Genomic DNA, 21,983 nt, shown 5'->3' on the forward strand with positions numbered 1-21,983 from the left:
CCCTGCAGAAAAAGGACGAGCGGCAACGCCCGCGAGTTTTTCTCATGATGTTTTTTGCAGGATAAGAAACGATAATTTTCTCATCTGCATAAGTGCCACTAAGGCTATGGCAGGCGCCTGTAGCTTTGAGATAGCCAAGGTTTCTACATAAACAGAAGGAGGTTTTACTAAATGCGCGAACGATTAGAAGCATTGAAAAAGGATGTGCTGGCCGAACTGGAGTCGATTGAGCAAGTGAGTCAGGTTCAGGAACTGCGTGTCAAGTTTCTTGGAAAGAAGGGTCTGTTAACGGAAATTCTGCGGGGAATGGGGAAATTGTCCGCTGAAGAGCGTCCGTTAATCGGACAACTGGCTAATGAAGTGCGGGAAGTCATCGAAAGTAAGCTTGACGAGACGAAGAACCTGCTGGATCAGGCAGAAATCGAAAAGAAACTGGCATGTGAAGCGATTGATGTAACGCTGCCGGGCCGGATGTTTCATATTGGAAATCGGCACCCGCTCACCCTGGTGATTGAACAGATTGAAGACATTTTCCTGGGAATGGGCTTTACGGTAGCTGAAGGGCCTGAAGTTGAATCCGACTACTATAACTTTGAGACGTTAAACTTGCCGAAAGATCATCCGGCGCGTGATATGCAGGATTCTTTCTATATTACAGAAGAAATCCTGCTGCGTACCCATACCTCTCCGGTCCAGGTTCGCACCATGGAAAAAATGAAAGGTGAGGTTCCGGTTAAAATTATTTGCCCGGGTCGTGTATACCGCCGTGATAATGATGATGCGACCCACTCGCACGTATTTACACAGGTAGAAGGGCTAATGGTCGGAGAAAATGTTCGAATGAGCGATTTGAAAGGGGTTTTGCTTGCGTTTGCCCGTCAGATGTTCAGTGAGGATGCGCGCATTCGCCTGCGCCCCAGTTTTTTTCCATTTACTGAGCCCAGCGCGGAAGTTGATGTCTCCTGTATGTTCTGTGGCGGACACGGCTGCCGTGTGTGCAAGCATACGGGATGGATTGAAATCCTGGGATCCGGAATGGTTCACCCGCGTGTTCTGGAAATGGCGGGATATGACCCCGAGAAACACACAGGCTTTGCGTTCGGGATGGGGGTAGAACGAATTGCCATGCTGAAATACAACATTGATGACATTCGTCATTTTTATACGAACGATTTGCGTTTCTTAAAGCAATTCAATCGGGTGTAAGGAGGAAAGGGTAAATCATGAAAGTTTCTTATAATTGGTTATCACAATATGTTGACTTATCCGGTGTGACGCCGGAGGAACTTGCGGAAAAATTAACGCGTTCAGGCGTGGAAGTAGAGTCGGTTGAACATCTGAATAAAGGAATATCGGATGTCGTTGTCGGTTATGTTGCGGCAAAAGAAAAGCATCCGAATGCGGATAAGCTTAATGTATGCCAGGTGGATGTAGGCACCGGGGAAAATCTGCAAATTGTCTGCGGGGCACCGAACGTAGACGTGGGGCAAAAGGTTCCGGTCGCTATAGTGGGCGCAAAGCTGCCAAATGACGTAAAAATCAAGCGTGCGAAGCTGCGGAACGTGGAATCCCAGGGGATGATTTGCTCAGCAAAAGAACTTGGGATGAACGACAAGCTGCTGCCAAAAGAAATACAGGAAGGAATCCTCGTTCTACCTGAGAGCCTGCACCTCGGCCAGCCGATTGAACAGGTCCTTGGACTCAACGATGTTGTCCTGGAACTCGGTCTTACGCCGAACCGCTCGGACTGCCTGAGCATGATAGGCGCCGCTTATGAAGTTGCCGCTATTTTAAATCGCGAAGTTAAGCTTCCTGAGTTCAATGTCAAAGAAGAATCCGATATCATTGAAGATAGAGTACACATTAAAATTGACGCGCCGGATCACTGCCGACGTTATATGGCCCGCCTTATTTCCGGCGTGACACTCGCCCCGTCCCCGCTCTGGATGCAGAACTATCTGATGGCTGCGGGAATCCGCCCAATCAACAATGTGGTGGATATTACTAATTACTGTATGATGGAGGCGGGCCAACCGCTGCACGCGTTTGATTACAAAGCGGTGAGCGGGGGCAATATTGTCGTGCGCCTTGCCAAAGACGGCGAAAAGATTGTGACACTGGACGACGTGGAGCGCACGCTTGATTCCGAAATGCTTCTGATCACCGATGGCACGAAGCCGATAGGCATTGCCGGAGTGATGGGCGGGGCGAATTCAGAGGTCACCGAGGGCACGTGCAATATTTTGCTTGAATCGGCTAACTTTGTCGGTTCGTCCATTCGCAAAACATCGCGCAAGCTCGGGCTCCGCTCGGAAGCAAGTCTCCGCTTTGAAAAGGAAGTGGATCCGAAAGCCGTGGAATTCGCTCTTGACCGTGCGGCCAGCCTGATGGCTGAACTTGCCGGCGGAAAAGTGGCAAGGGGAATTGCACAATCCGTTGTGGAGATTCCTGACGATAAATCCGTAACCCTTGGAATGGGCCGGTTAAATAAGTTTCTCGGAACCTCTCTTTCAATAGAAGAAGTAACCGGCATTTTTGATCGTCTTTCCTTTCCTTATCAAGTGGAAGTGAACAATATCCATGTAACGGTGCCGACCCGTCGGCAGGATATTGAGCGTGAGGAAGATTTATTTGAAGAAGTGGCTCGCTTATATGGCTATGACCATATTCCAACGACGATGCCATTTGGAGATAACACCCTGGGAATGCTGACCCGCAGTCAGATGCTGCGCCGGACGATTCGTCAAACGCTGACGAGTGTAGGATTAGATGAAGTTATCACGTACTCGTTAACAACCCCCGGAAATTTAAACGACTTTATGAATATTTACGGTGAGACGCATTCTATTTCCCTGGCAATGCCGATGAGTGAAGAAAGAAGCGTGCTCAGAACGAACATGCTGCCGCACCTGTTAGAGACGGCTGCTTACAATATAAATCGCAAGCAGCGTGACATTGCGATTTTTGAACTTGGCAATGTATTTATGGCGGAAGAAGAAACGTTGACAAAACTTCCCCGGGAGAAACTGACACTGGGCGGATTGCTTTGTGGGCACCGTGTCGCTGAGCATTGGACTGAAAAGACAGCGCCTGTTGATTTCTACCTGGTAAAAGGGATGCTTGATGCGCTGTTTGACCGGTTGGGTATCGCCGGTGTAGAATACCACCCTGTCAAAAATCTGGCGGGCATGCATCCGGGCCGAACCGCTCAGATTCTGCTGCAGGGCAAACCAGCAGGATATATAGGCCAGGTTCATCCGATAATGCAGCAAAAGTACGAAGTGGAAGAATCGTATGTATTCCAGCTTAGCGTAGAATCCCTCCTGGAGCTTGCGACCATTCATCCGGGCATGGTTTCACTGCCGAGATATCCGGCTATTTCCCGTGACATAGCGGTCCTGGTAGACAGGGAAGTAACGGCAGGGAAGCTGCAGGAAACCGTTGAACAGTCGGCGGGACATTTACTTGAATCCGTACGGATCTTTGATGTGTATGTAGATGACAGGCTTGGCGTAAATAAGAAAAGTGTGGCGCTGGCATGTACCTACCGGGATCCGGAAAAAACATTAACGGATGAAGAAGTGCAGGAAGTTCATGAGCGAGTCGTGGGCGCACTGGCAGCCCAGTGTGGTGCGGAACTTAGAAAATAGCAGGTTAAACGAAATGAAAGGTTTCCATCCTATTAGGGCTGGAAACCTTTTAATTATGAGGGACTACAGCCAAGTTTTCCTTATTGACGTGGGGCTTTTCTTTCCTTACTTTTAATGAAATAGTATATTATGAGAAGAAGATATATGTTGAGGAGGATTTCCGCCGTGCATGAAAATAACAAGGAACGCGTTGTAGTTGAGATATATGGACAATACTATACCATGAAAGGTGAAAGCAGTTCTTCTCATATGCGGATGGTAGCAGGATATGTTGATGACAAAATGAGGAAGATTGCTTCCGCCAACCCAAGACTCGACACGAACAAACTCGCGGTTTTGTCCGCCCTTAATATGGCGGATGAATATTTTAAGCTCCGACAGGAATATGAGGAGCTGCTAAAACTTCTGGAACAAACTGCGTTTGACGACGTGGATGAAAAAAATGAAAACGCACAGCTGGAAAGTAAGACAGATAAGGAGTAAGCACCATGAGTATTTTAGATATTGTTCTACTGATTTTACTTGTTAGCGGATTGTGGAGCGGATACAGGCAGGGGCTTATCAAACAGCTCATAAAGCTCGTCGCTTTTGTTTTTTCCTTTGCTATAGCTTTTCTTTATCATAAATCTTTTGGGGTTAAACTAATGGAGTGGTTTCCCCTGTCCAAATTTACCGGAAGCGGAACGTTATCAACGGTAGGGGGAATGTTGCCGGTTGAAAACGCGCTGTATAATTTTTTGGCTTTTTTTATCCTGCTGGTAGCAACAAGTTTTCTAATTAGATGGCTTGGCGGATTTTTAAACGGCATTGCGAATCTGCCTGTCCTCTCCACTATTAATCGCTGGCTGGGTGGAGCGGTAGGATTAATAAAGAACGGGGTTATTCTCTTGCTCTTGCTCGTTATTGCCTATGCCCTACCAATTACGGCCCTGCACCAGACGATGGAAAATTCGTTTATAGCTTCCTACGCCGTAAAGAGCTCTCCTGGAATCGTGCAAATGTTTAAAGACATGGTGAAAAAGCCCGAACCTAAACTCTAATCCAACGGATTAATGCATCCCCCGGCACACTTCCTATTTTCCGCTTTAGCCCCACTCTGCCGCATGCTGCTTCACAAGCGACAGGAATTCCTGCAGGGCCGGTGACAGCCACTTTTTCCTGTGGTAGACAAGCTGGGTGGCCACGCGGTGAGGGCGGTCATCCCATGCCAGGGAAACAAGTTTTTCTTCCTGCAGTTCCTTTCGGACCGCAATTAGCGGGAGAAAAGAAAGTCCAAGCCCTGACATGACACAATTCTTAATCGCTTCAATGCTCCAGAATTCAAGGTCAGGACTTGGAAAGATGCCTTGGCTGTTGAGGTGTTTTTCGATTAACAGCCGATAGCTGCAGCCTGGTTCGGTGTGAAGGATCGTTTCATTTTTTAAATCGTTCGGGGTGACGGTTGTGTAAGAAGCCAGCGGGTGATCCCGCGGTGCTATCAACGCGATTTTTTCCTCTACCAGAGTTTCAATGGATAAATCAGTTTCTTGTGTCTCGGGTTCAATCAGGAAAGCAAGGTCGAGTTCGCCGCGGCGGACAAACTCTCTCATTTCCCAGCACATACCTGGTTTTAAAATCATTTTTACCTCGGGGTAACGTTTTTTGTAGTCGCGGATAATTTCCGGAAGGCGGAACGAGGCAAGTGATTCGGGCGCGCCGATGGTTAACGTGCCGGATAGTGTCGCAGACGACTGGATGGCATCTTTCGCCGATGCATGCATCTTAATAATCTCCAGGGCATAAGGAAGAAGGCGCTGCCCGGCATCCGTCGGAACTACTTTTTTCCCTAACCGGTCAAACAGCGGGGTTCCGAGCTCCTCTTCCAGAGATTGAATTTGCGCCGTCACACTCGATTGCGCATAGCCTAGTATCTCAGCGGCGCGGGTAAAGCCGCGGACTTCCGTTACGACTTTAAAGGTATATAAATGACGAAGCTCCACTGTCTATCTCTCCTTTCTATCGGATTATCCGATTCATATCATCGGAATCATTCGTTTTTCTGATACAACTATTATCTGTTACGATAGAATAAACAGCAAGAGTAAAAAGGAGAGATTTTAGTGGGGAGTCATAAAAGTCTTAAAAGTACGATCGGTCTGCCGCAGGCAATCGCGCTTTATATAGGAGCAGTGCTTGGTTCAGGGGTGCTGCTTGTTCCCGGGCTGGCCGCACAAATGGCTGGGCCCGCTTCACTTCTGGCATGGGGGATAATGACTTTGCTCGTTCTGCCGCTGGCACTGTCGATGGGGTTGCTGTCGGCTAAGTTTCCAAATGCAGGCGGGGTTTCACATTTTGCAACGATGGCGTTCGGACCGCGTGCAGGGACTCTAATCGGCTGGTTCTTCTTAATGTCGGTGCCGATTGGTGCTCCGGTTGCCGCATTGACTGGCGCCGGTTATATGACGGCCGCCATGGGGTGGGATAACACCGCCCGTATTGTCATTGCTGCCGCGATGCTCGTCTTTGGCCTGCTGACAAATGTAGTCGGCATGAAGATTGCCGCACAGGTTCAAATTGCAGTTGTATTCGCAATTATCGCCGTGCTTGTTCTTGCTATTATCGGAGCCGCGCCGAATATAGAGACCAGAAATTTTACACCCTTCATGCCGCACGGCTGGGTAAGTGTAGGACAATCGGCTGCGATTTTGTTCTGGTGTTTTATCGGGTGGGAAGCCGTATCCCATTTATCGGAGGAGTTCGTCGATCCGCAGCGTGAAGCGGTAAAAGGGGTCACGATTGCGGCAATTATTGTGGGGGTGCTTTATTTTCTGACGGCGCTTGCTACTGTAGGAACGCACAGTTACCACGCAGCCGGATCCGACGCTTCGCTTGTGCTGGTCATCGAAAAAATACTTGGTTCCGGCGGAGCGATAGTAGCAGGATTAACAGGTGTTTTCATCTGTACGGCGACGATTATTGCATATGCCAGCGCTGCTTCCCGTCTGGCATATGCCCTCGCGCGGGAGGGAGAAGCACCGCGATGGATGGGGAAGGTATCCAAACAGTTTGGAACACCGATCGGCGGGATTGGCTTCCTCACGTTTTGCTTTGTCGTCGTGCTGGCTTTATACGGGAGCGGGGCGGTTTCACTTACGACGCTTATCCAGTTCCCGAATGCGACCTTTATTCTTACGTACCTGGGAGGATGTGCAGCCGGAATTCGTCTGCTCAAAGGAAATGCATGGGGTGTTGGAATCAGCTGGCTGTCTTTTCTGTTGACCGCTGTCATTTTCCCGTTCGTTGGCTGGGCAATTCTCTACCCGCTTGTTATAATCGGAGCCGTTTGGATTTTAAAAAGGGCAAGAAAAACAACGGGTGAATCAAGGGCTGAGCAGGAACGTGAATTCCGGAAAATAAGCGGCTAGTTGTGCCGAAATAATTCCCTTGAACGAGACACATGATATAATGAAAGGAGACGTCTTTTGGGCGCTGTCTTTCTATACGGAAAGGGGATTATTTTTGGAAGCACGTACGTTTACTACACTGGAATTTAACAAAGTAATTGAACAGTTATCAGCTAAAGCTACTTCTTCTTTAGGAAGAGAAAAAATAGAACAATTAACGCCTTCCACAGACATTGCCGAGGTCAAGCGCCGGCAGCAGGCGACGCAGGAAGGATGCACGGTATATCGGCTGAAAGGAACTGTCCCTCTCGGAGGGATTCGGGATATTCGCCCGGCCTGTGCACGCGCCCGGCTTGGCGGTACGCTGAATACCGCCGAGCTGTTAGACGTAGCTTCTACCTTATATGCAGGCGGGCGTTTGAAAGGATTTATCGCGGGCATTGCAGAGAATGAACCGCTGCCTCTGCTGGAGGAATTAATGAACCAGGTGGAGAGGCTGCGCGATTTGGAGGACCAGATCACCCGCGCGATCGATGAAAATGGGGTCGTCGTGGATTCAGCAAGCTCTGCGCTCTCTCAGGTTCGTTCGCAGATTCGCGGAGCCGAGCGCCGGGTGCGCGAACGGCTGGAACAAATCATCCGCAATTCCAATTCGCAAAAAATGCTGCAGGACGCGATCATCACGATTCGCAACGACCGTTTTGTTATTCCGGTCAAGCAGGAATACCGCCATGCGTTTGGCGGGATTGTGCACGACCAGTCCGCTTCGGGCGCAACGTTATTTATTGAACCGGGCGTTGTGGTTACGATCAACAATGAACTGCGTGAACTGAAAATGAAGGAAGAGCGGGAAATTGAAAAGATTCTCCTCGCTTTAACGTCTTCTGTAGCCGAAGTTGCGGATGCCCTGCTCCACAACGTTGAATGTCTGGCGGAAGCGGACTTTATCTTTGCGAAAGCGGTCTACGCTCACGATGTAAAAGCAAGTGAGCCGATCATTAACGATGAAGGCCGGCTCAACATAAAAAAGGGCAGACATCCACTGATTCCCGCGGGAAAAGTGGTTCCTCTTGACGTGGAACTTGGGAGCAGTTATACGGCAATTGTCATCACAGGGCCAAATACTGGCGGGAAAACCGTGACGCTAAAAACGGTTGGTTTGCTGTCGATGATGGCGATGTCAGGGCTGCAGGTACCCGCCGAACATGGATCGGAGTTTACGATTTTTGAAGGGATTTACGCGGATATTGGGGACGAGCAAAGCATTGAGCAAAGCCTCAGTACGTTTTCCAGCCATATGACCAACATCTCGCACATTTTGCGAAAAATTACGCATAAAAGCCTTGTGCTGTTTGACGAACTTGGAGCAGGAACCGATCCTACAGAAGGGGCAGCGCTTGCCATGGCGATCATCGATTATGTTCACCAGCGCGGGGCCCGCATCGTAGCGACCACCCACTACAGTGAGCTGAAAGCCTACGCCTATGAACGGCCCGAGGTGATTAACGCGAGCGTAGAATTTGACGAGCAAACCCTGCGTCCGACATACCGCCTGCTTGTTGGGATACCCGGCCGCTCCAACGCTTTCAGCATTGCTTCCCGGCTGGGCCTGCCCGGGCAAATTCTGACTCAGGCCCGCCAGATGGTCAGTAAGGAAGAAACGAAAATCGATACGATGATTGCTTCGCTGGAAGAAAACCAGCGTCAGGCAGAAGCCGACCGCCAGGAAGCCGAACGTCTCCGCCGGGAAATGGAAGAGGCAAAGCGGCAGGTGGAGCAGCAATTAACGGAATTCGACGAGAATAAGGACAGGCTCTATCAGCAGGCAGAGGAAGAAGCGAGACGTGCGGTTGAGAAAGCGCGCAAAGAAGCGAATACGATTATCGCAGACCTCCGCCGTACGGCACAGGAAGAACGGGCAGGGATTAAAGAACACAAATTGATCGAAGCGCAAAAGCGGCTGGAAGAGGCCAATCCAAAGCTGCGCAAGAAAAAGGCGAAGCAGGTGAATGTGCCGGTGAGCCAGCAGCCGCTTGAAGTCGGGGATGAAGTTCGTGTGCTTTCCCTCAACCAAAAAGGAGAAATTGTCGATAAGGTTGGCAGTAAAGAATTTCAAGTCCAGATTGGCATTTTGAAAATCAATGTGAAATCGTCCGATCTGGAGAAGTTGAAGCCGTCCAAACCGCAGGTCACCCACCAGATAACTAAATTCCGGTCGACACGGGATCCGGTGAGAATGGAACTGGATGTTCGGGGAAACACCGTCGAAGACGCCATCCTACTAATTGATAAATATCTAGATGAGGCCCTCATCGGTGGTTTAAATCAGGTGTCCATCATCCATGGCAAGGGAACCGGGGCCTTAGGCATTGGGGTTCAGAAATATTTAAAAAAACACCGGCTGGTTAAAGCGCTGCGCTATGGCGGCCAGGGTGAAGGCGGCCTCGGCGCCACCGTTGTGGAACTCAAATAATCATATACAAAGCCTTTGATGAAAAGCGGGGAGTACGGTATAATGGCAAAGGGTTCCCCGAACAGCTTGCCCCTATGGGAGTAGGAGGTTACACGTATGCTTGATCGGCTGGCAAAAATTCTCGCCGCTGTATCTGCCTTTTTCATTCTTGCCGGTATTTTATATTTTACGGTTTTTCATAGATAGAAGCGGAAGTAAGAGCGTGGAACATCGCTCTTTTCTTTCATTTATGATAAAATATACTACGTTTAAGTTGCCGAGAGGTCGGAGGAGATTTTTCATGAAGAAGTCGCTGAATGTTGCAGTAATCGGATTAGGATTTATTGGTCTTCCTTTATCATTGAGCTATGCCCGTAACGGGGCTCATGTTGTGGGGATTGATGTAAATGAAGCGCTCATTAACGAAATTAACCAGGGGATATCCTATCATTTAGAATATTATGAAGGCAAATCGCTTGCCGATATTTTAAAGGTACAGCTCGAAGCCGGACGCTTTAAAGCGACGACCAGTTATGCGGACGCCGCCAGGCAGGTCGATCATTATATCATTACGGTCGGGATACCGGTTAAAGACGGCGACCCGAATCTTCATTACTTAACGGCTGCCTGCGAATCCCTCGCACCCGTTCTGAAAAAGGGAGATACCGTTATTTTACGCAGCACGGTCGTTCCTGGAACAACTGAAGAATTGGTTAAGCCGCTCCTTGAAAAAAGCGGTCTTGTCGCAGGGGAAGATTTCTACCTTGCGTATGCTTCGGAACGGATTGCAGAAGGTCGTGCTTTTGAAGAATTTATCCATATGCCACTTGCCATGGGTGGCATTAACGAACAGAGCGCAAAGCGGGCACACGACGTACTCAAGTTTGTTACAGAAGCTGAGGTTACCATCTCTGATATAAAAGTTGTGGAAACATCCAAAGTTATCGAAAATGTGCAGCGTGATGTTAATATTGCCATGGTTCAGCAATTTGCCCGTTTTGCAGAGAAAGCTGGCATCGATACATTCGAACTGATCCGTGTGGCCAACACGCATACGCGCGTGAACTTACTGACACCCGGGCCGGGTGTAGGCGGATATTGTTTGCCGAACGCCCTGTATTATTTGCTGCCCAAAGCGAAAGAGATTGGTGTGGAACTGCCCCTTCTGGAAACCGCGCGGCAGATTAATGATCACATACCGCAAATGTTAGTAAATATGGTGCAAGAAGAGTTAAGAAAAAGAGGCAAACTGCTTGCGACGAGTAAAGTCGCGGTCCTCGGGCTCGCAATGAAGGATTTTTCCAATGATGACCGGATCAGCCCGCCGCATTATGTAGTAGATTTGCTGCAGGAAGCAGGGGCAACCGTAGCCGCTTACGACCCCGCCGTTCCTTCACGCTACGGCTATAAAGCAGATCGCCTGGAAGATGCTCTCAACGGGGCGGACGCGCTGTTGTATCTGACCGTACAGGAGGAATTTCTTGAAATCAACTGGGATGAATCCCTCAGCAAAATGAATGAGAATCCGGTGATTCTGGATGCAAAAAACCGGATTCCGCTTCGAATCGCGGAAAAAGCTGCGCTGCTCCGCATCTAATGAGAACAACGAAAATGGTAAAGGACGTTTCTTACTGATGAACGCTCGAAAAAAAATGCTTCTCGTCTCTTATTTGTTTCCCCCGATTGGCGGAGGAGGTGTCACCCGTGCTGTGAAAATGGCCAAATACCTCGCTGAATCAGGTTGGGAAGTGCATGTATTGACGGTAGAAGAGGCGTATTATGCAACAAAAGACGAATCTCTCTTAAAAGAGCTGCCCCCCAACGTCATCATTCACAGGGCGAAAGAATGGAATCCGCTTGCCGGTGTCCGTGCCGCAAAAGCTACGGGGAACACGCAGACGCAGGGAGCAGCGGATAAAAAATCGACAGGATCGGTTCGGGATCCCGGTATCAGGCAAAAGGTGAAACAGGCCGTCGTATCCATGCTAAAAAAAGCAAAAAACACGCTGATGATTCCTGATGATATGATCGGCTGGCTGCCGGATGCGGTAAAGGTTGGAGAGCAGGTCATCCGGCAGCATCAAATTCCGGTTATATTCTCGACTTCTGGACCGTACACGTGTCATCTGGTAGCAAGGAATCTCAAGCGTAAAACCGGAGTTTCTTGGATTGCCGATTTCCGTGACCCGTGGACGCAGAATATGCACCGTCCAGGTATCGCCTGGCGGGAAGAATGGGAAGAAAAAATGGAGCGCAGCGTCATGCGAGAATCCGATGCGATTACGACGGTAACCAGTGGATTTGCGGACAATTTTCAACGGAAATTCGGCCGGGAAGCTTCGCGCATTGAAGTGATATACAACGGATTTGATCCAAATGACTATCAAAACATAGAGACGTTCCCGGATGACGGGAAATTTACGCTTATCTATACGGGGATTCTGTACAAAGAACGAAATCCCCGATTGTTTCTTGAAGCCGTGGCTGAACTTGTTGACGAAGGAAAAATTGATCGTTCGATGATTCGACTCCGGTTTGCTGGAGTCTTCGATTACCCGGGCTATACGGAAAACATCGATTGTGTCCACCGGTTTAAACTCGAAGATGTTGTTGAAATCATGGGCAACCTTCCGCATAAAAAAGCGCTCGCTGCGATGAAAGCCTCAGATGTGCTGCTGCTCATCGGTGATACCGCTCCAGGTTCCGGAGTGTACATCCCAGGAAAGTTATATGAATATATGGCGATTAACCACCCGATTCTCGCTCTTTCCGTAGAAGGAGAATCAACTAAAATTATTCGTAAGTTTGGACTGGGTGAAGTAGTGGAGCCGCTTAATAAGGAAGAGATGAAAACCGCTTTTCTAAAGCTGTATGAGAATTGGAAAGAGCAGCGAAATGAAGAGAAAACAAAGCCCAATGATATTCTCCGGCGTGCGTTTGAAGGGGATCTGGCGATTTACAACCGGCAGATTCAGGCTAAACAGCTTGGACAGCTTATGGAGGAGTATATTCGATAACGAATTCATTTCGGACAGTAACCGATACGCATCAAAGAAACCCCCTCTGACCAGAGGGGGTTTCTTTGATAGATAAGAAAGCGTAACTTTCTTATCTACATAAGTGCAACTAAGGCCATCGCCAGCGCCTTCGGCTTGGCGCAACATAAAATTTTAGGCTCAACATAAACCTATTCTGCATAAGTTGTATGGTAATTTAAAAAAACAGTTAAAAGGAGTGTCACCCTGTGTACCAAAATCCTTATCATGTATATCCCGTATCATACCCTTATGCAAACTATCCCTCAGAGCCCTTATATACCCCATATCATTCCACAAATAAAATGCCGGCGTTTATTCAGAAATCTACTGTTAAACATGAGTTAAAAAAAGCAGTGTCATCTCCGACAGTACAGGAAATTGAAGACAAGGCTGAAGAAGTTCAAGCCATCGAGACAGAGGAGCCCTCTTTGAAAGAAGTTAATACCTCTACCGAACATTTCCTGAATTACCTAGGGAAAAGAAGAGGAAAAACAATATCAGTGGCTACTCAAAATGCAGTCATTAACGGCACCTTAGAGGAAATTTTCCCCGATTGCATTTTAGTGAAAGCACAGGAGGAAAGTTACCATATCAAACCTGAAGGAATTGTGTATTTCAAATAAAAACTTCAAAGGATTAATAACGAGCATTATTTTCCTTTAGCATGGATTCCAATATCCTTATCTTATCAATGGCGTTTGATATCTGATTTATAAGAGTTTTATATTCAGCTTCCGTTTTTACGTTTACCGTATCTACTTCCAACTCTCTGAGATGCTGTTTATAACGATGTAACATGCCTGTAAGCACAGCTGTTTTTTCAGCTTCTTTACGGGGTGTTTCTTCCTCCAAAGCAGGAATATGAGGTTCTTTTAATTCATCATGATTCGCTTCCATTCCTCGTCCTCCTTAATTAAATGGTAATGAGCGTTGCGCACAGTCGTCCTGTTTTTCCAATCAACTTTGAGATAGTAACAGTTAGTTTTTATGTATTTAATCTACGCCATTTTTTACAAAATGGCGTAGACATTTCCCTTGGTTTTTAGATTCCAAGTAAGCCTATTTTCTGGTCGATTTTGCGTTTATAATCCGCAATATGGTTTCCCTTCTTTATATCGTGATGTACTTATTTGGAAGCAAATACAAACTGCTTGATTAGATTGTTTAATTCAATATGCGCCTTTGTTGGAATCTGATGTTTAACATTGGGTATCCATTTGAATTCATTATTCGGTAAGTTTGTTTGGAGAAGCCTGCCATAGGAATGAAACTCTTTATCTTCTACCCCGTATTATGCCATAAACGATATCACCTCAGTTATACGTGAAGCCACCCGGCAAGGTGGCTTGTTTGCATTTATTTTTATTGCTACATTTATGTATTACTAAAGATTACTATATAAATCAAAAGCAGCCTGTCTATATGACAAGTTGCTTTTTGTAATCTTTGCACGTCTATTCGTTCCACTAGGCACAGACAAATGGATTCATCAAATTATCCTTCGTTTTTTGCCGGATCAGGCAGACAAAACACAACCACGGCTAAAAGGCAAAAAAATATACTCTCGATAAAATAACCTGTACTGCATGTAAAACCAATAAGAATACCAAAAAAGAGACTAATGATAACCTTTTCAATTAATCGTTTCATATGCACCACTTTCCTTTGCTAAAGTAAAAGGAGGCAGACAAATTGTGCTTATGAATTGAATTATAGTTCTATATCGTAAAACGGTTATAAAGCCTCTGTTAATTTTTCATAAATTTTGGAACTTGTGAATCATTTTTTATAAGGGACTGAAATTTTTGTTTTTGCTGATTTGATTTGCCAATAAATAAATCACAAAATAAATCGGCACCCCATAAATAAATCTCCAATATAAAGGTTTGTATATTTCCATCCATGCAAAGATGGTTCTGCTAAAAGGGCACTCCCAACAGAAAAAATCAAAGCAAAAAGAATTTAACCTTGGCTTCGCAGTTCTTATGATTATCATTCGCTTTTTTCTGATGTATATCAGATGGCGATGGCTGCGCAAAGACGATGTAAGAGATATAATAGCCGGTTAGAAACTGTTGTAAAGTAACTGTACCGCCATATACACGGCGACCCCCCAGATGAGAAGAGCAGACAGCCGATTCATCGTTTTCATCCACCGGCCGCTGTGATCAAGGCTCCGCATCATTTTTCCCATAATCGCCAGAGCGAAAAACCAGATAAACGAAACGAGAATACAGGCAAGCGTGAACGTCCATTTTTCTTTCCCGGCATACGCGAGTGAATTCGTGCCGATGACGCCAATGGTATCCACGATCGCATGCGGATTTAACAGGGATACAGAAGCGGCGAAGATTACCTGTTTTTTGCCTGAGAGCGAAACAGGTTCTTCTTTCTTTTCCCCCGGTTTACTATTCCATGTAGCCCAGCCCATATACAGCAAGAAAAAAAATCCTATGATAAAAACGGATATCTTCAGCCAGGCAAAGCTGAACATAAGCAGCGAAACACCGAGTACGGCAAGGGTGATCAGCAGCATATCGCAGAAACCGGCCATTAAAATTGCGGGAAGAGCCCGGCGTAAGGTACGCTGTGTCGCTCCCTGATTAAATACAAAAATATTTTGCACGCCAAGCGGCAGGATAAGACCAAACGCCAGAATGATGCCATGGGCAAATGCTCTAATCATACGTCTTTTCCTCTTTCTTTGTTTTAGTTGTTTCCCGTTTATTTCCGAAAGTTATTTTTATTTTAGAAAATGTATTGTAAAATGTCTTCATCCAATTGGTTGGATAAGAGCCCAACCAAGTTTACTGGGGAGGAATTGATAAGTGTTTACATTGCATTGGAAGCCGGTGCGCACATCTGCTCTGCCGATTTACAAACAAATCGCCGACTTGATTAAGGGAAAGATTGAGACGGGGGAGTGGCCGGTAGGAAGCAAACTACCGACGGAACGTGCTCTCGCACAAGAGCTCGGCGTGAATCGCAGTACCGTGGTTGCCGCCTATGCCGAATTGTCTGCCGAGGGACTCATTGAAGGAAAGAGCGGGAGAGGCACCGTTATCACGAATAATACATGGACACTGCTTGCCGCAGCACCTCCGCCCGATTGGAATGCGTACGTCCATGCGGGCGCTCATCAACCGAATCTGCCTGCGATTCGGGAAATTAATCAAGCAGAGTTTATCCCCGGAATCATTCGCCTTGGAACGGGTGAACTCTCACCGGAATTATTTCCAAAAGAGAAAATGCAATCCGTTCTTAGACGCCTGATCGCACAAATCGATGCACTCGGATATGAAGAGCCAAAAGGGCTTCTCCGGCTGCGCGAACAGGTGAGCAGATATTTGCTTGGAAAAGGGATCGAAGCTTCGCCTGATTCTATTCTGATTGTCTCCGGGTCCCTTCAGGCACTTCAGCTTATTTCTGTCGGACTTCTCCACCGTGGTTCGACCATTCTGTTGGAAAAACCGTCCTACCTTTATTCAATCCATGTTTTTCAGTCAGCCGGAATGGAACTGTATGGTCTGCCGATCGAGCAAGATTATCAGGATTTTCTCCGCCGGTTAACGGACGTCAAGAAGCTGAAAAATGCTGCGCTTCTTTATACGATTCCGTCTTTCCATAACCCAACCGGAAGGGTTATGTCGGAAGAAAATCGCCGCAAACTGCTGTCTGTTTGTGAACGGGAAAGGCTGCCGGTGATTGAGGATGATGTGTACGGGGATCTGTGGATAGATACGTCTCCACCGCCGCCTTTAAAAGCGTATGATAAAACCGGAAGCGTGCTGTATACCGGAAGCCTCTCAAAAACAGTAAGCGCCGGCCTGAGAATCGGCTGGATAGTGGGACCCGTCCCCGTCATCGATCGCCTGGCCGACATTAAAATGCAGACCGATTATGGTTCCAGTTCCCTGTCGCAGTGGGTTGCAGCCGAGTGGCTGGAAAGCGGAGTGTATGAGGAACACGTGCAGGAGGTAAGAAAACAGCTCCGCAAAAGACGTGAATTGGCGTTAATCGTGCTGCATAAGTATTTTAACGATATCGCATGCTGGGAAAAGTCCGGGGGCGGCTTTTATATCTGGCTGAAAATAAAGGCAGATATTTCACCGGAAAAATTGTTTGCGAAGGCGCTGGAGGAGGGGATCCTGCTGAACCCGGGAAACATCTATGATCGAAACGACCGGCAGCACATGCGCATCTCTTACGCCTATGCAAAGCCGGCCGAATTGGAGGAAGGGTTGTATCGTCTTTCAAAGATTATCAGGGAAATAAAATCGTAAGCAATTGATTCAAATATTGTTCCTGCTGTTCTTTATAGCCGGAAAGGTCAGTGGGCGGATCCACCAGCACATTTCGGCATTTTGCTGTAAAATCCCGAACGTTGCGGTTCTCAAACGAAATCACGCCTGCAGGCCGTTTGACCACATCGCTTGCTATACACGGCGTCCCCAGGTAAAGCGCCTCCCGGACGGAAATGGCGTCTCCGTCACTCGCCGTAGGGCGGACAAATAAAGCCGCTTTTTCGATCAGTGGATAGAAAGGTATTTTCTCTTGCACAAGCATGAACCGATGCTGCAATCCATGCTCACTTAGCTTTTGTTTACACGTTTCGATCACGGACTTGTCGACTACATGGGTAATACAGTAAATGTACCCAAGATCGTTATTTTCCTGCGCCAGTTCAATAAACGAATCGACGCATAAATCCAAGCCATACAGCTCATGGCCGTTGTATAGGTTTCCTGCGCCTCCGTTCGCTACAACAACCTGACGGTAACGAACGAAAAAGTCCCAAATCGAAGAAGGAACGGCCTGCTGTGCGATCGCAAGGGAACTTTCCGACAAATCCGGTGGAATAAAGCCTGGTATCACGCTGATTTTACGGGCCGGAATGCGCAGTTCAAGCAGCTTTTCCTTAATTTCTTCACTTACCGCCACGAAATGATCGGACAGCATTCCTGTCAGGTACACCATCATTTTATGGATGGCTGAAAGCTGTTCCCCATCATTGCGCAGGCTGTGGATCGTGTGAATCACTTTTTTGCCTTTGAGCTTTAATAAAGATAGCGTAAAGCGCATTTGCCACCTTAGAAAATGGTTGTGAATTATATCTTCATTTTTTCGAAAGAGATAGGTCCACGACCATTTTTCAATCGAAGGCAGGGGAACCACCGGCCGGTTTTTCCCTGCCTGATTTCCGTTCCCATCATAAATCGTAAACGGTATGCCGCTTTGCTCCAAATGGTCGCACAAACGCTCAATGTGTATAGAAATCCCCCCAACAGGTGGGGGGTATACGCCAATTTCTGCGATTGATTTTTTAGTTTTCATCGGCCGCGTTCTCCTTCTGATTGCGCACCAGATTATAAACAACAGCAATAATGCCGAGAAGAATCCAGAACATAAAGTCGACGCGATACTGGTGCCATACGTCTTCGGTCAACCCTGCAATGGCGATGGCAATGACGGAACAAATGCCGGCTTTCGCTGTGTATGCGAGAAGTTTATCTTTACCATCGTTCATAAACAGGCTTATAACCGGAGTCTTAATGCTATGATAAAACATGTAGAGCAGGGTAACAATCGCCATAATCCCGCCGGTAACAAAATTCATTATAAAGATATTATGGAAGTGATTGACCCGGACGTCCGGCATCATGTAATCCGTATATACTTTCTTGAACGTGGTAAGGTCCGAACCGATTCCGGTCAGCCAGTAATCGCGAATCATCGCTCCCGCAGAAGTCCACATCTTAAACCTGTATTCGCTCGAAGAATCGGCTGTCGGGTTGCTGATGGTGGCAATGCGGTTCATGATAACGTCTGGAACAAGATTCAAGCCAACCGCTGCGGCAGCTGCGATAAGGCCGAGCGCGACCAGGCGGCGGCTAATCATAATCGCAAGCAGCCCGATGGAAACGAGTACTGCAAGCCACCCTCCACGTGAATAGGTGAGGATGATTGCCACGAATATAATCATAAATTGACCGGCAAATAAAATTCGATTACCCCATGTTTTCGCATAGAACAGGAGGGCAAAATTCAGCGGCAAAATCATGATTAAATACTGGACAAACAAGTTGGGATTTTCAAATGTAGCAAAAATACGCTTCGTTAAGCCGGGATTATCGGTGACATCGACCCAGCTTGCCGACGTAAAATGCAGCGTGAAATACTGGTAAATCCCATATACAGACACCAGGGTTGCCGACAAAACAAGGGTGACGATAAAACGGTAGAGAACTTCTTTACGCGTTATCGCAGCTACAAGAAGCAAATACAGGAAAAAGCTAATAAGAAAGTAAAGTCCGAAATTGACCAGACTTTCCTTGATATTGACCGAAGTGAGCCCGGTAATAAATAATATCACAACAAAAAGAAATACGGAAAAGTTTAACGGATTCTTTATATTCTTTTTGATGCTTGTATAATCCTGCCGTGTAACAAACAGAGCCAGAATAAAAATCAATATAAGCGCAAGCAGAGGCCTGTAAGTAAGAATCGGAAGTGAAAGGGCAAACAGGTAAAGACCGTGCTCTTTACGGTAGAGCGTAATGGCTAAAAAAGAGGCCGATAACACCAATTCAGCTGTTAGCTCTCCGACGAAACCAAGCGACATTCCTGCGCTATATCTATACTGTAAAAGGCCCGTGATGATCGAGATGATCGACACGAGCAACATGAAAAGACGTGTCTTCGTCATTGTATCGTACTCCCGGTACTACTTATTTGGATCAAACATATGAATAAACATTCTGCCTATAAGGCTTGTCCGTGCCATTCGCGCCAAACCCGCGGGCGTAACAATGACAAGAAGCGCGGCAGCCAGGACATCCATCCCGACAGCGAGCAGCGTGATTCTCTTAATCGTATGAAGATCCATATTTTTAGCAAACAAAAAAATAAACACGTTCGCAAGCACAAGAATAAACAATACCCATGCGCTCTGCTGCAGGCTGCTTTTATCGGTAACAGATTTCAACCGGCTAAAGACAGAATACTTTCCAATCTTTTCAGTCAACCATTGCATTCCATTGACGAGCCAATCGACAAAGCTGTGGATGAGCCACGTATAAAAGGAGGTTTTCTTCACGTTCCAATCACCTTCCTATTTCAACATCAACAATCCGCGAGCCGAACACCGCCCGGTTCGTTTTGGCAGGAAGATATTGATTGACATAGAAGAACGTATCGTCAATGATCGGGCTGCCATGGAGTGAAACGAATCCGGATGACTTAATTTTTACATATACATCTTCTTCTCCAGTGAAGCTAATCTTGCTTAGCTGTCCGTTGTCCATCGGGATGGTTACCTGCGTTGGTTTCGCGTCTACGGAGACGACCGTACCGAATGGCGCCAGAGAGCCCTTCTGGAAAATCCTGTCCCCCGGTTGAATCGACGTATGGTAACCGAGAGGCTGTCCTTCAATTACGAGTGAAACCGTCATATTTCTTGCGGGCATCTTTAAATGGTTCGCGGTATTGACCTTAAACCCGATAATGCAAAGAGAGATAAGGATAAGAATGGTAATCAGCACATCTCTTAGCGTAAAAGAGAAGGGGCGCGTATCCATTATTTATCACCCAGATTAACGGAGGAAATCACGGTATCAATCATATATTTTGGTCCTTTAATGGTCACTTTGTTACCGGCAAGAAGGGCTGTATCCTGTACAACTCCACTCTGCCCTGAAACGGTTGCCTGTGCTTTTACCGTAATGTAGATGCTGGATTTGCCGGGCACCGTGCTCATGACCATATGGCCGTCAGCGGTAGGAACCGCCTGCTGACCGGGACCCTTGTCCACTTTAACAACTTGCCCGAGATTGGTGTTGCTGTCTTTATTTCTAATCGTATCACCGACAGTAATGGCATTGACGACAAACGGGTGTTCAGCACTGTTATAGAGAACGTACGTGACTTCTTTCGTTTTGGCCGGTCCGGGACCCAATTCCTTATTGTGTGTGTACTTAACCCCTGCGTAAGCGAGAGCTGCAATGAGCAAAACAATAAGAAATAAATCAAGGATGTTGATAAGACCAAAGAACTTTCCTTTTTGATCAATGACTTTCATGAGAACCTGTTCCTCCTATTTGATATAACCACGTTATTGCACAATCTTCATAAGAATATCATATAAACAATAATGCCGACAACTTCCGGAAAACAGACCATGTAAAAAACCCGCTTTCAGCGGGTTTATCTGTGGTTGAGAAGTTCAAGATATACTTTTTTTGTCCGGTCAGCCATATGATCGAGCGTATATTCACCCAGTACGGTCTGGTAAGCGGCCTCAGAGAGACTGGTTCGTAATGACTTATTTTCCATCAAGATCATAATATTTTGTTTAATTTCCTCCGGTTCATGTACCGGAATGACAATGCCTGTCTGATAGTCTCGTAAGAAGTCCTGAATCCCGCCTACGAGTGTGGAGATAACAGGCCTTTTCGCCGCCATAGCTTCAAGCAAAGACAAACCAAGTCCCTCGGAATAAGACGGGCTGACGAATACGTCCATCGCTTTTAGAAGGCGGGGAATATCCTGGCGAAATCCAACAAAATGGATATGGTTGTGAATTCCTTTTTCTGTGGCCGTTCTCTCAAGTGATTCCTTCTCAGGCCCGTCACCGACCGCCAGCCAGTGAATGTGAGGGTGATCCTTCACCAGAGAATCAATGGCGCCCAGCAAATCATGCAGCCCTTTAACAGGAACCATTCTCGATACGGTTCCGACAACAAAGGCATCCTCCGGAATGCCGATGGACTTTCGAATATCGGACGCATGCTCATGCAGAGATTCAAACTGATCCACGGCAATGCCGTGATGAATTAATGAAATCCGGCTGGAATCCACTCCATCTGCTTCAAGAGATTCCATAATGGCCCGGGAGATGGCTATGTAATGTTTATTCCATTTGCGCGTCCACAGTTCCATTCTTGAAGCAAGGAAGTACGCCAATGGATTGGGATAATCATAGCGAAGAATACTGTGAATCGTTGTAATCAGAGGAGCACTTGGCAGCGCCCTGGACGCCAGCCTGCAAAAAAAATTGGCTTTCACACCGTGTGAATGGATTAAAGCCGGTTTTTCTTCCTGAAATACGCGGGCAAGGCCTTTAACCAGGCGAAAATCAAATCTTTTATAAGAATCGAGGATAATAACCCGTATTTTCCTTTTGCGCAGTTCAGTCGCAAACGTTGAGTTGTAAAAGCATACAACTACCGGGTCTATTCCTCGAGTCGAAAGGAAGGTGAGCAGCTCAAGGATATGCTGTTCAGCACCACCAAATTCGCCACCGCCTATCGCATGCAGTATTTTTATTTTCATCGTCCTCTGTTCACTTCCTGACTTCACAGCAGCTATCTTTATATCATGACAATTATATCTTATTTGGTTCATTTTATTCAATGTAAACTGCTTGATTTTTATTCCCTACTGTGTCGTAATTAATAGATGG

20 protein-coding genes are annotated in these 21,983 nt (G+C 46.9%); 11 read left to right on the forward strand and 9 right to left on the reverse strand.

Annotated elements, in window-relative coordinates:
- Positions 1–171 precede the first annotated feature (171 nt).
- The 4 genes from pheS to H525_RS0120650 all read left to right on the forward strand — a co-directional run bounded on the left by pheS (position 172) and on the right by H525_RS0120650 (position 4,690).
- Positions 172–1,206 carry a phenylalanine--tRNA ligase subunit alpha gene (gene pheS, locus H525_RS0120635; RefSeq protein WP_027417754.1) on the forward strand — a complete coding sequence of 345 codons (1,035 nt, stop codon included), beginning with the start codon at positions 172–174 and terminating at the stop codon, positions 1,204–1,206.
- A 17-nt stretch (positions 1,207–1,223) separates the two neighbouring features.
- Entirely contained in the window at positions 1,224–3,650 is a 2,427-nt protein-coding gene (gene pheT / locus H525_RS0120640) for a phenylalanine--tRNA ligase subunit beta (RefSeq protein WP_027417755.1), read from the forward strand.
- Between the two features lie 144 nt (positions 3,651–3,794).
- A complete protein-coding gene (zapA, locus tag H525_RS25020; RefSeq protein WP_081413541.1) occupies positions 3,795–4,133 on the forward strand; it encodes a cell division protein ZapA in 339 nt (112 codons plus the stop codon).
- A 5-nt stretch (positions 4,134–4,138) separates the two neighbouring features.
- On the forward strand, positions 4,139–4,690 hold the full coding sequence (locus H525_RS0120650) for a CvpA family protein (protein ID WP_027417756.1): 552 nt from the start codon (positions 4,139–4,141) through the stop codon (positions 4,688–4,690).
- A gap of 45 nt (positions 4,691–4,735) precedes the next feature.
- Here the strand turns inward: H525_RS0120650 and H525_RS0120655 are convergent, their stop codons facing one another.
- Complete coding sequence (locus tag H525_RS0120655; RefSeq protein ID WP_027417757.1) at positions 4,736–5,629, reverse strand: LysR family transcriptional regulator; 894 nt, start codon at positions 5,627–5,629, stop codon at positions 4,736–4,738.
- 120 nt (positions 5,630–5,749) lie between these two features.
- Here H525_RS0120655 and H525_RS0120660 point away from each other — a divergent pair, with 120 nt between their 5' ends.
- From H525_RS0120660 to H525_RS0120685, 5 genes are all read left to right on the forward strand, one after another.
- The gene (locus tag H525_RS0120660) at positions 5,750–7,054 is read left to right on the forward strand and encodes an amino acid permease (protein ID WP_027417758.1); all 1,305 of its coding nucleotides are present in this window, start codon (positions 5,750–5,752) and stop codon (positions 7,052–7,054) included.
- A gap of 94 nt (positions 7,055–7,148) precedes the next feature.
- Complete coding sequence (locus tag H525_RS0120665; RefSeq protein ID WP_027417759.1) at positions 7,149–9,506, forward strand: endonuclease MutS2; 2,358 nt, start codon at positions 7,149–7,151, stop codon at positions 9,504–9,506.
- A gap of 280 nt (positions 9,507–9,786) precedes the next feature.
- Positions 9,787–11,082 carry a nucleotide sugar dehydrogenase gene (locus tag H525_RS0120675; protein WP_027417760.1) on the forward strand — a complete coding sequence of 432 codons (1,296 nt, stop codon included), beginning with the start codon at positions 9,787–9,789 and terminating at the stop codon, positions 11,080–11,082.
- Positions 11,083–11,119: 37 nt separating this feature from the next.
- Positions 11,120–12,502, forward strand: a complete 1,383-nt coding sequence (locus tag H525_RS0120680; RefSeq protein ID WP_027417761.1) for a glycosyltransferase family 4 protein — start codon at positions 11,120–11,122, stop codon at positions 12,500–12,502.
- Between the two features lie 227 nt (positions 12,503–12,729).
- Positions 12,730–13,146 carry a DUF2642 domain-containing protein gene (locus H525_RS0120685; RefSeq protein ID WP_027417762.1) on the forward strand — a complete coding sequence of 139 codons (417 nt, stop codon included), beginning with the start codon at positions 12,730–12,732 and terminating at the stop codon, positions 13,144–13,146.
- A 13-nt stretch (positions 13,147–13,159) separates the two neighbouring features.
- Here H525_RS0120685 and H525_RS0120690 read toward each other — a convergent pair whose 3' ends face one another.
- Positions 13,160–13,420: a hypothetical protein gene (locus H525_RS0120690; RefSeq protein ID WP_027417763.1), complete on the reverse strand. Its 261-nt coding sequence runs from the start codon at positions 13,418–13,420 to the stop codon at positions 13,160–13,162.
- Positions 13,421–14,433: 1,013 nt separating this feature from the next.
- Here H525_RS0120690 and H525_RS29775 point away from each other — a divergent pair.
- Entirely contained in the window at positions 14,434–14,592 is a 159-nt protein-coding gene (locus H525_RS29775; protein ID WP_211237051.1) for a hypothetical protein, read from the forward strand.
- On the opposite strand, the gene H525_RS0120710 is transcribed toward H525_RS29775, so the two are convergent.
- Positions 14,589–15,209: a LysE/ArgO family amino acid transporter gene (locus H525_RS0120710; RefSeq protein ID WP_027417764.1), complete on the reverse strand. Its 621-nt coding sequence runs from the start codon at positions 15,207–15,209 to the stop codon at positions 14,589–14,591. The genes H525_RS29775 and H525_RS0120710 overlap by 4 nt on opposite strands.
- 142 nt (positions 15,210–15,351) lie before the next feature.
- On the opposite strand from H525_RS0120710, the gene pdxR reads away from it, so the two are divergent.
- A complete protein-coding gene (gene pdxR, locus H525_RS0120715; RefSeq protein ID WP_027417765.1) occupies positions 15,352–16,806 on the forward strand; it encodes a MocR-like pyridoxine biosynthesis transcription factor PdxR in 1,455 nt (484 codons plus the stop codon).
- Here pdxR and H525_RS0120720 read toward each other — a convergent pair.
- The 6 genes from H525_RS0120720 to H525_RS0120745 all read right to left on the reverse strand — a co-directional run bounded on the left by H525_RS0120720 (position 16,787) and on the right by H525_RS0120745 (position 21,853).
- Entirely contained in the window at positions 16,787–17,857 is a 1,071-nt protein-coding gene (locus H525_RS0120720) for a glycosyltransferase (RefSeq protein WP_027417766.1), read from the reverse strand. The two genes, pdxR and H525_RS0120720, sit on opposite strands and share 20 nt — an antisense overlap.
- Positions 17,847–19,229, reverse strand: coding sequence for an O-antigen ligase family protein (locus H525_RS0120725; protein ID WP_027417767.1), 1,383 nt, complete (start codon positions 19,227–19,229; stop codon positions 17,847–17,849). Before H525_RS0120725 ends, H525_RS0120720 begins: the two co-directional genes overlap by 11 nt.
- Before the next feature lie 18 nt (positions 19,230–19,247).
- The gene (locus H525_RS0120730) at positions 19,248–19,619 is read right to left on the reverse strand and encodes a hypothetical protein (RefSeq protein WP_027417768.1); all 372 of its coding nucleotides are present in this window, start codon (positions 19,617–19,619) and stop codon (positions 19,248–19,250) included.
- Positions 19,620–19,626: 7 nt separating this feature from the next.
- A complete protein-coding gene (locus H525_RS0120735; RefSeq protein WP_027417769.1) occupies positions 19,627–20,100 on the reverse strand; it encodes a DUF4330 family protein in 474 nt (157 codons plus the stop codon).
- Positions 20,100–20,600, reverse strand: coding sequence for a DUF4330 domain-containing protein (locus tag H525_RS25860; protein ID WP_051331206.1), 501 nt, complete (start codon positions 20,598–20,600; stop codon positions 20,100–20,102). Before H525_RS25860 ends, H525_RS0120735 begins: the two co-directional genes overlap by 1 nt.
- Positions 20,601–20,725: 125 nt before the next feature.
- Positions 20,726–21,853 carry a glycosyltransferase gene (locus tag H525_RS0120745; protein ID WP_027417770.1) on the reverse strand — a complete coding sequence of 376 codons (1,128 nt, stop codon included), beginning with the start codon at positions 21,851–21,853 and terminating at the stop codon, positions 20,726–20,728.
- Between the last annotated feature and the right edge of the window lie 130 nt (positions 21,854–21,983).

This window comes from Aneurinibacillus terranovensis DSM 18919 (assembly GCF_000430625.1).
Classification (GTDB): Bacteria; Bacillota; Bacilli; order Aneurinibacillales; family Aneurinibacillaceae; genus Aneurinibacillus_B; species Aneurinibacillus_B terranovensis.

Coding starts and splice junctions, on each gene's coding strand:
- H525_RS0120690 (WP_027417763.1), bottom strand. CDS start 13,420: ATGGAAGCGAATCATGATGAATTAAAAGAACCTCATATTCCTGCTTTG.
- pheT (WP_027417755.1), top strand. CDS start 1,224: ATGAAAGTTTCTTATAATTGGTTATCACAATATGTTGACTTATCCGGT.
- H525_RS0120735 (WP_027417769.1), bottom strand. CDS start 20,100: ATGGATACGCGCCCCTTCTCTTTTACGCTAAGAGATGTGCTGATTACC.
- H525_RS0120720 (WP_027417766.1), bottom strand. CDS start 17,857: ATGAAAACTAAAAAATCAATCGCAGAAATTGGCGTATACCCCCCACCT.
- H525_RS0120745 (WP_027417770.1), bottom strand. CDS start 21,853: ATGAAAATAAAAATACTGCATGCGATAGGCGGTGGCGAATTTGGTGGT.
- zapA (WP_081413541.1), top strand. CDS start 3,795: ATGTTGAGGAGGATTTCCGCCGTGCATGAAAATAACAAGGAACGCGTT.
- pheS (WP_027417754.1), top strand. CDS start 172: ATGCGCGAACGATTAGAAGCATTGAAAAAGGATGTGCTGGCCGAACTG.
- H525_RS29775 (WP_211237051.1), top strand. CDS start 14,434: ATGGTTCTGCTAAAAGGGCACTCCCAACAGAAAAAATCAAAGCAAAAA.
- H525_RS25860 (WP_051331206.1), bottom strand. CDS start 20,600: ATGAAAGTCATTGATCAAAAAGGAAAGTTCTTTGGTCTTATCAACATC.
- H525_RS0120725 (WP_027417767.1), bottom strand. CDS start 19,229: ATGACGAAGACACGTCTTTTCATGTTGCTCGTGTCGATCATCTCGATC.
- H525_RS0120675 (WP_027417760.1), top strand. CDS start 9,787: ATGAAGAAGTCGCTGAATGTTGCAGTAATCGGATTAGGATTTATTGGT.
- H525_RS0120710 (WP_027417764.1), bottom strand. CDS start 15,209: ATGATTAGAGCATTTGCCCATGGCATCATTCTGGCGTTTGGTCTTATC.
- H525_RS0120680 (WP_027417761.1), top strand. CDS start 11,120: ATGAACGCTCGAAAAAAAATGCTTCTCGTCTCTTATTTGTTTCCCCCG.
- H525_RS0120650 (WP_027417756.1), top strand. CDS start 4,139: ATGAGTATTTTAGATATTGTTCTACTGATTTTACTTGTTAGCGGATTG.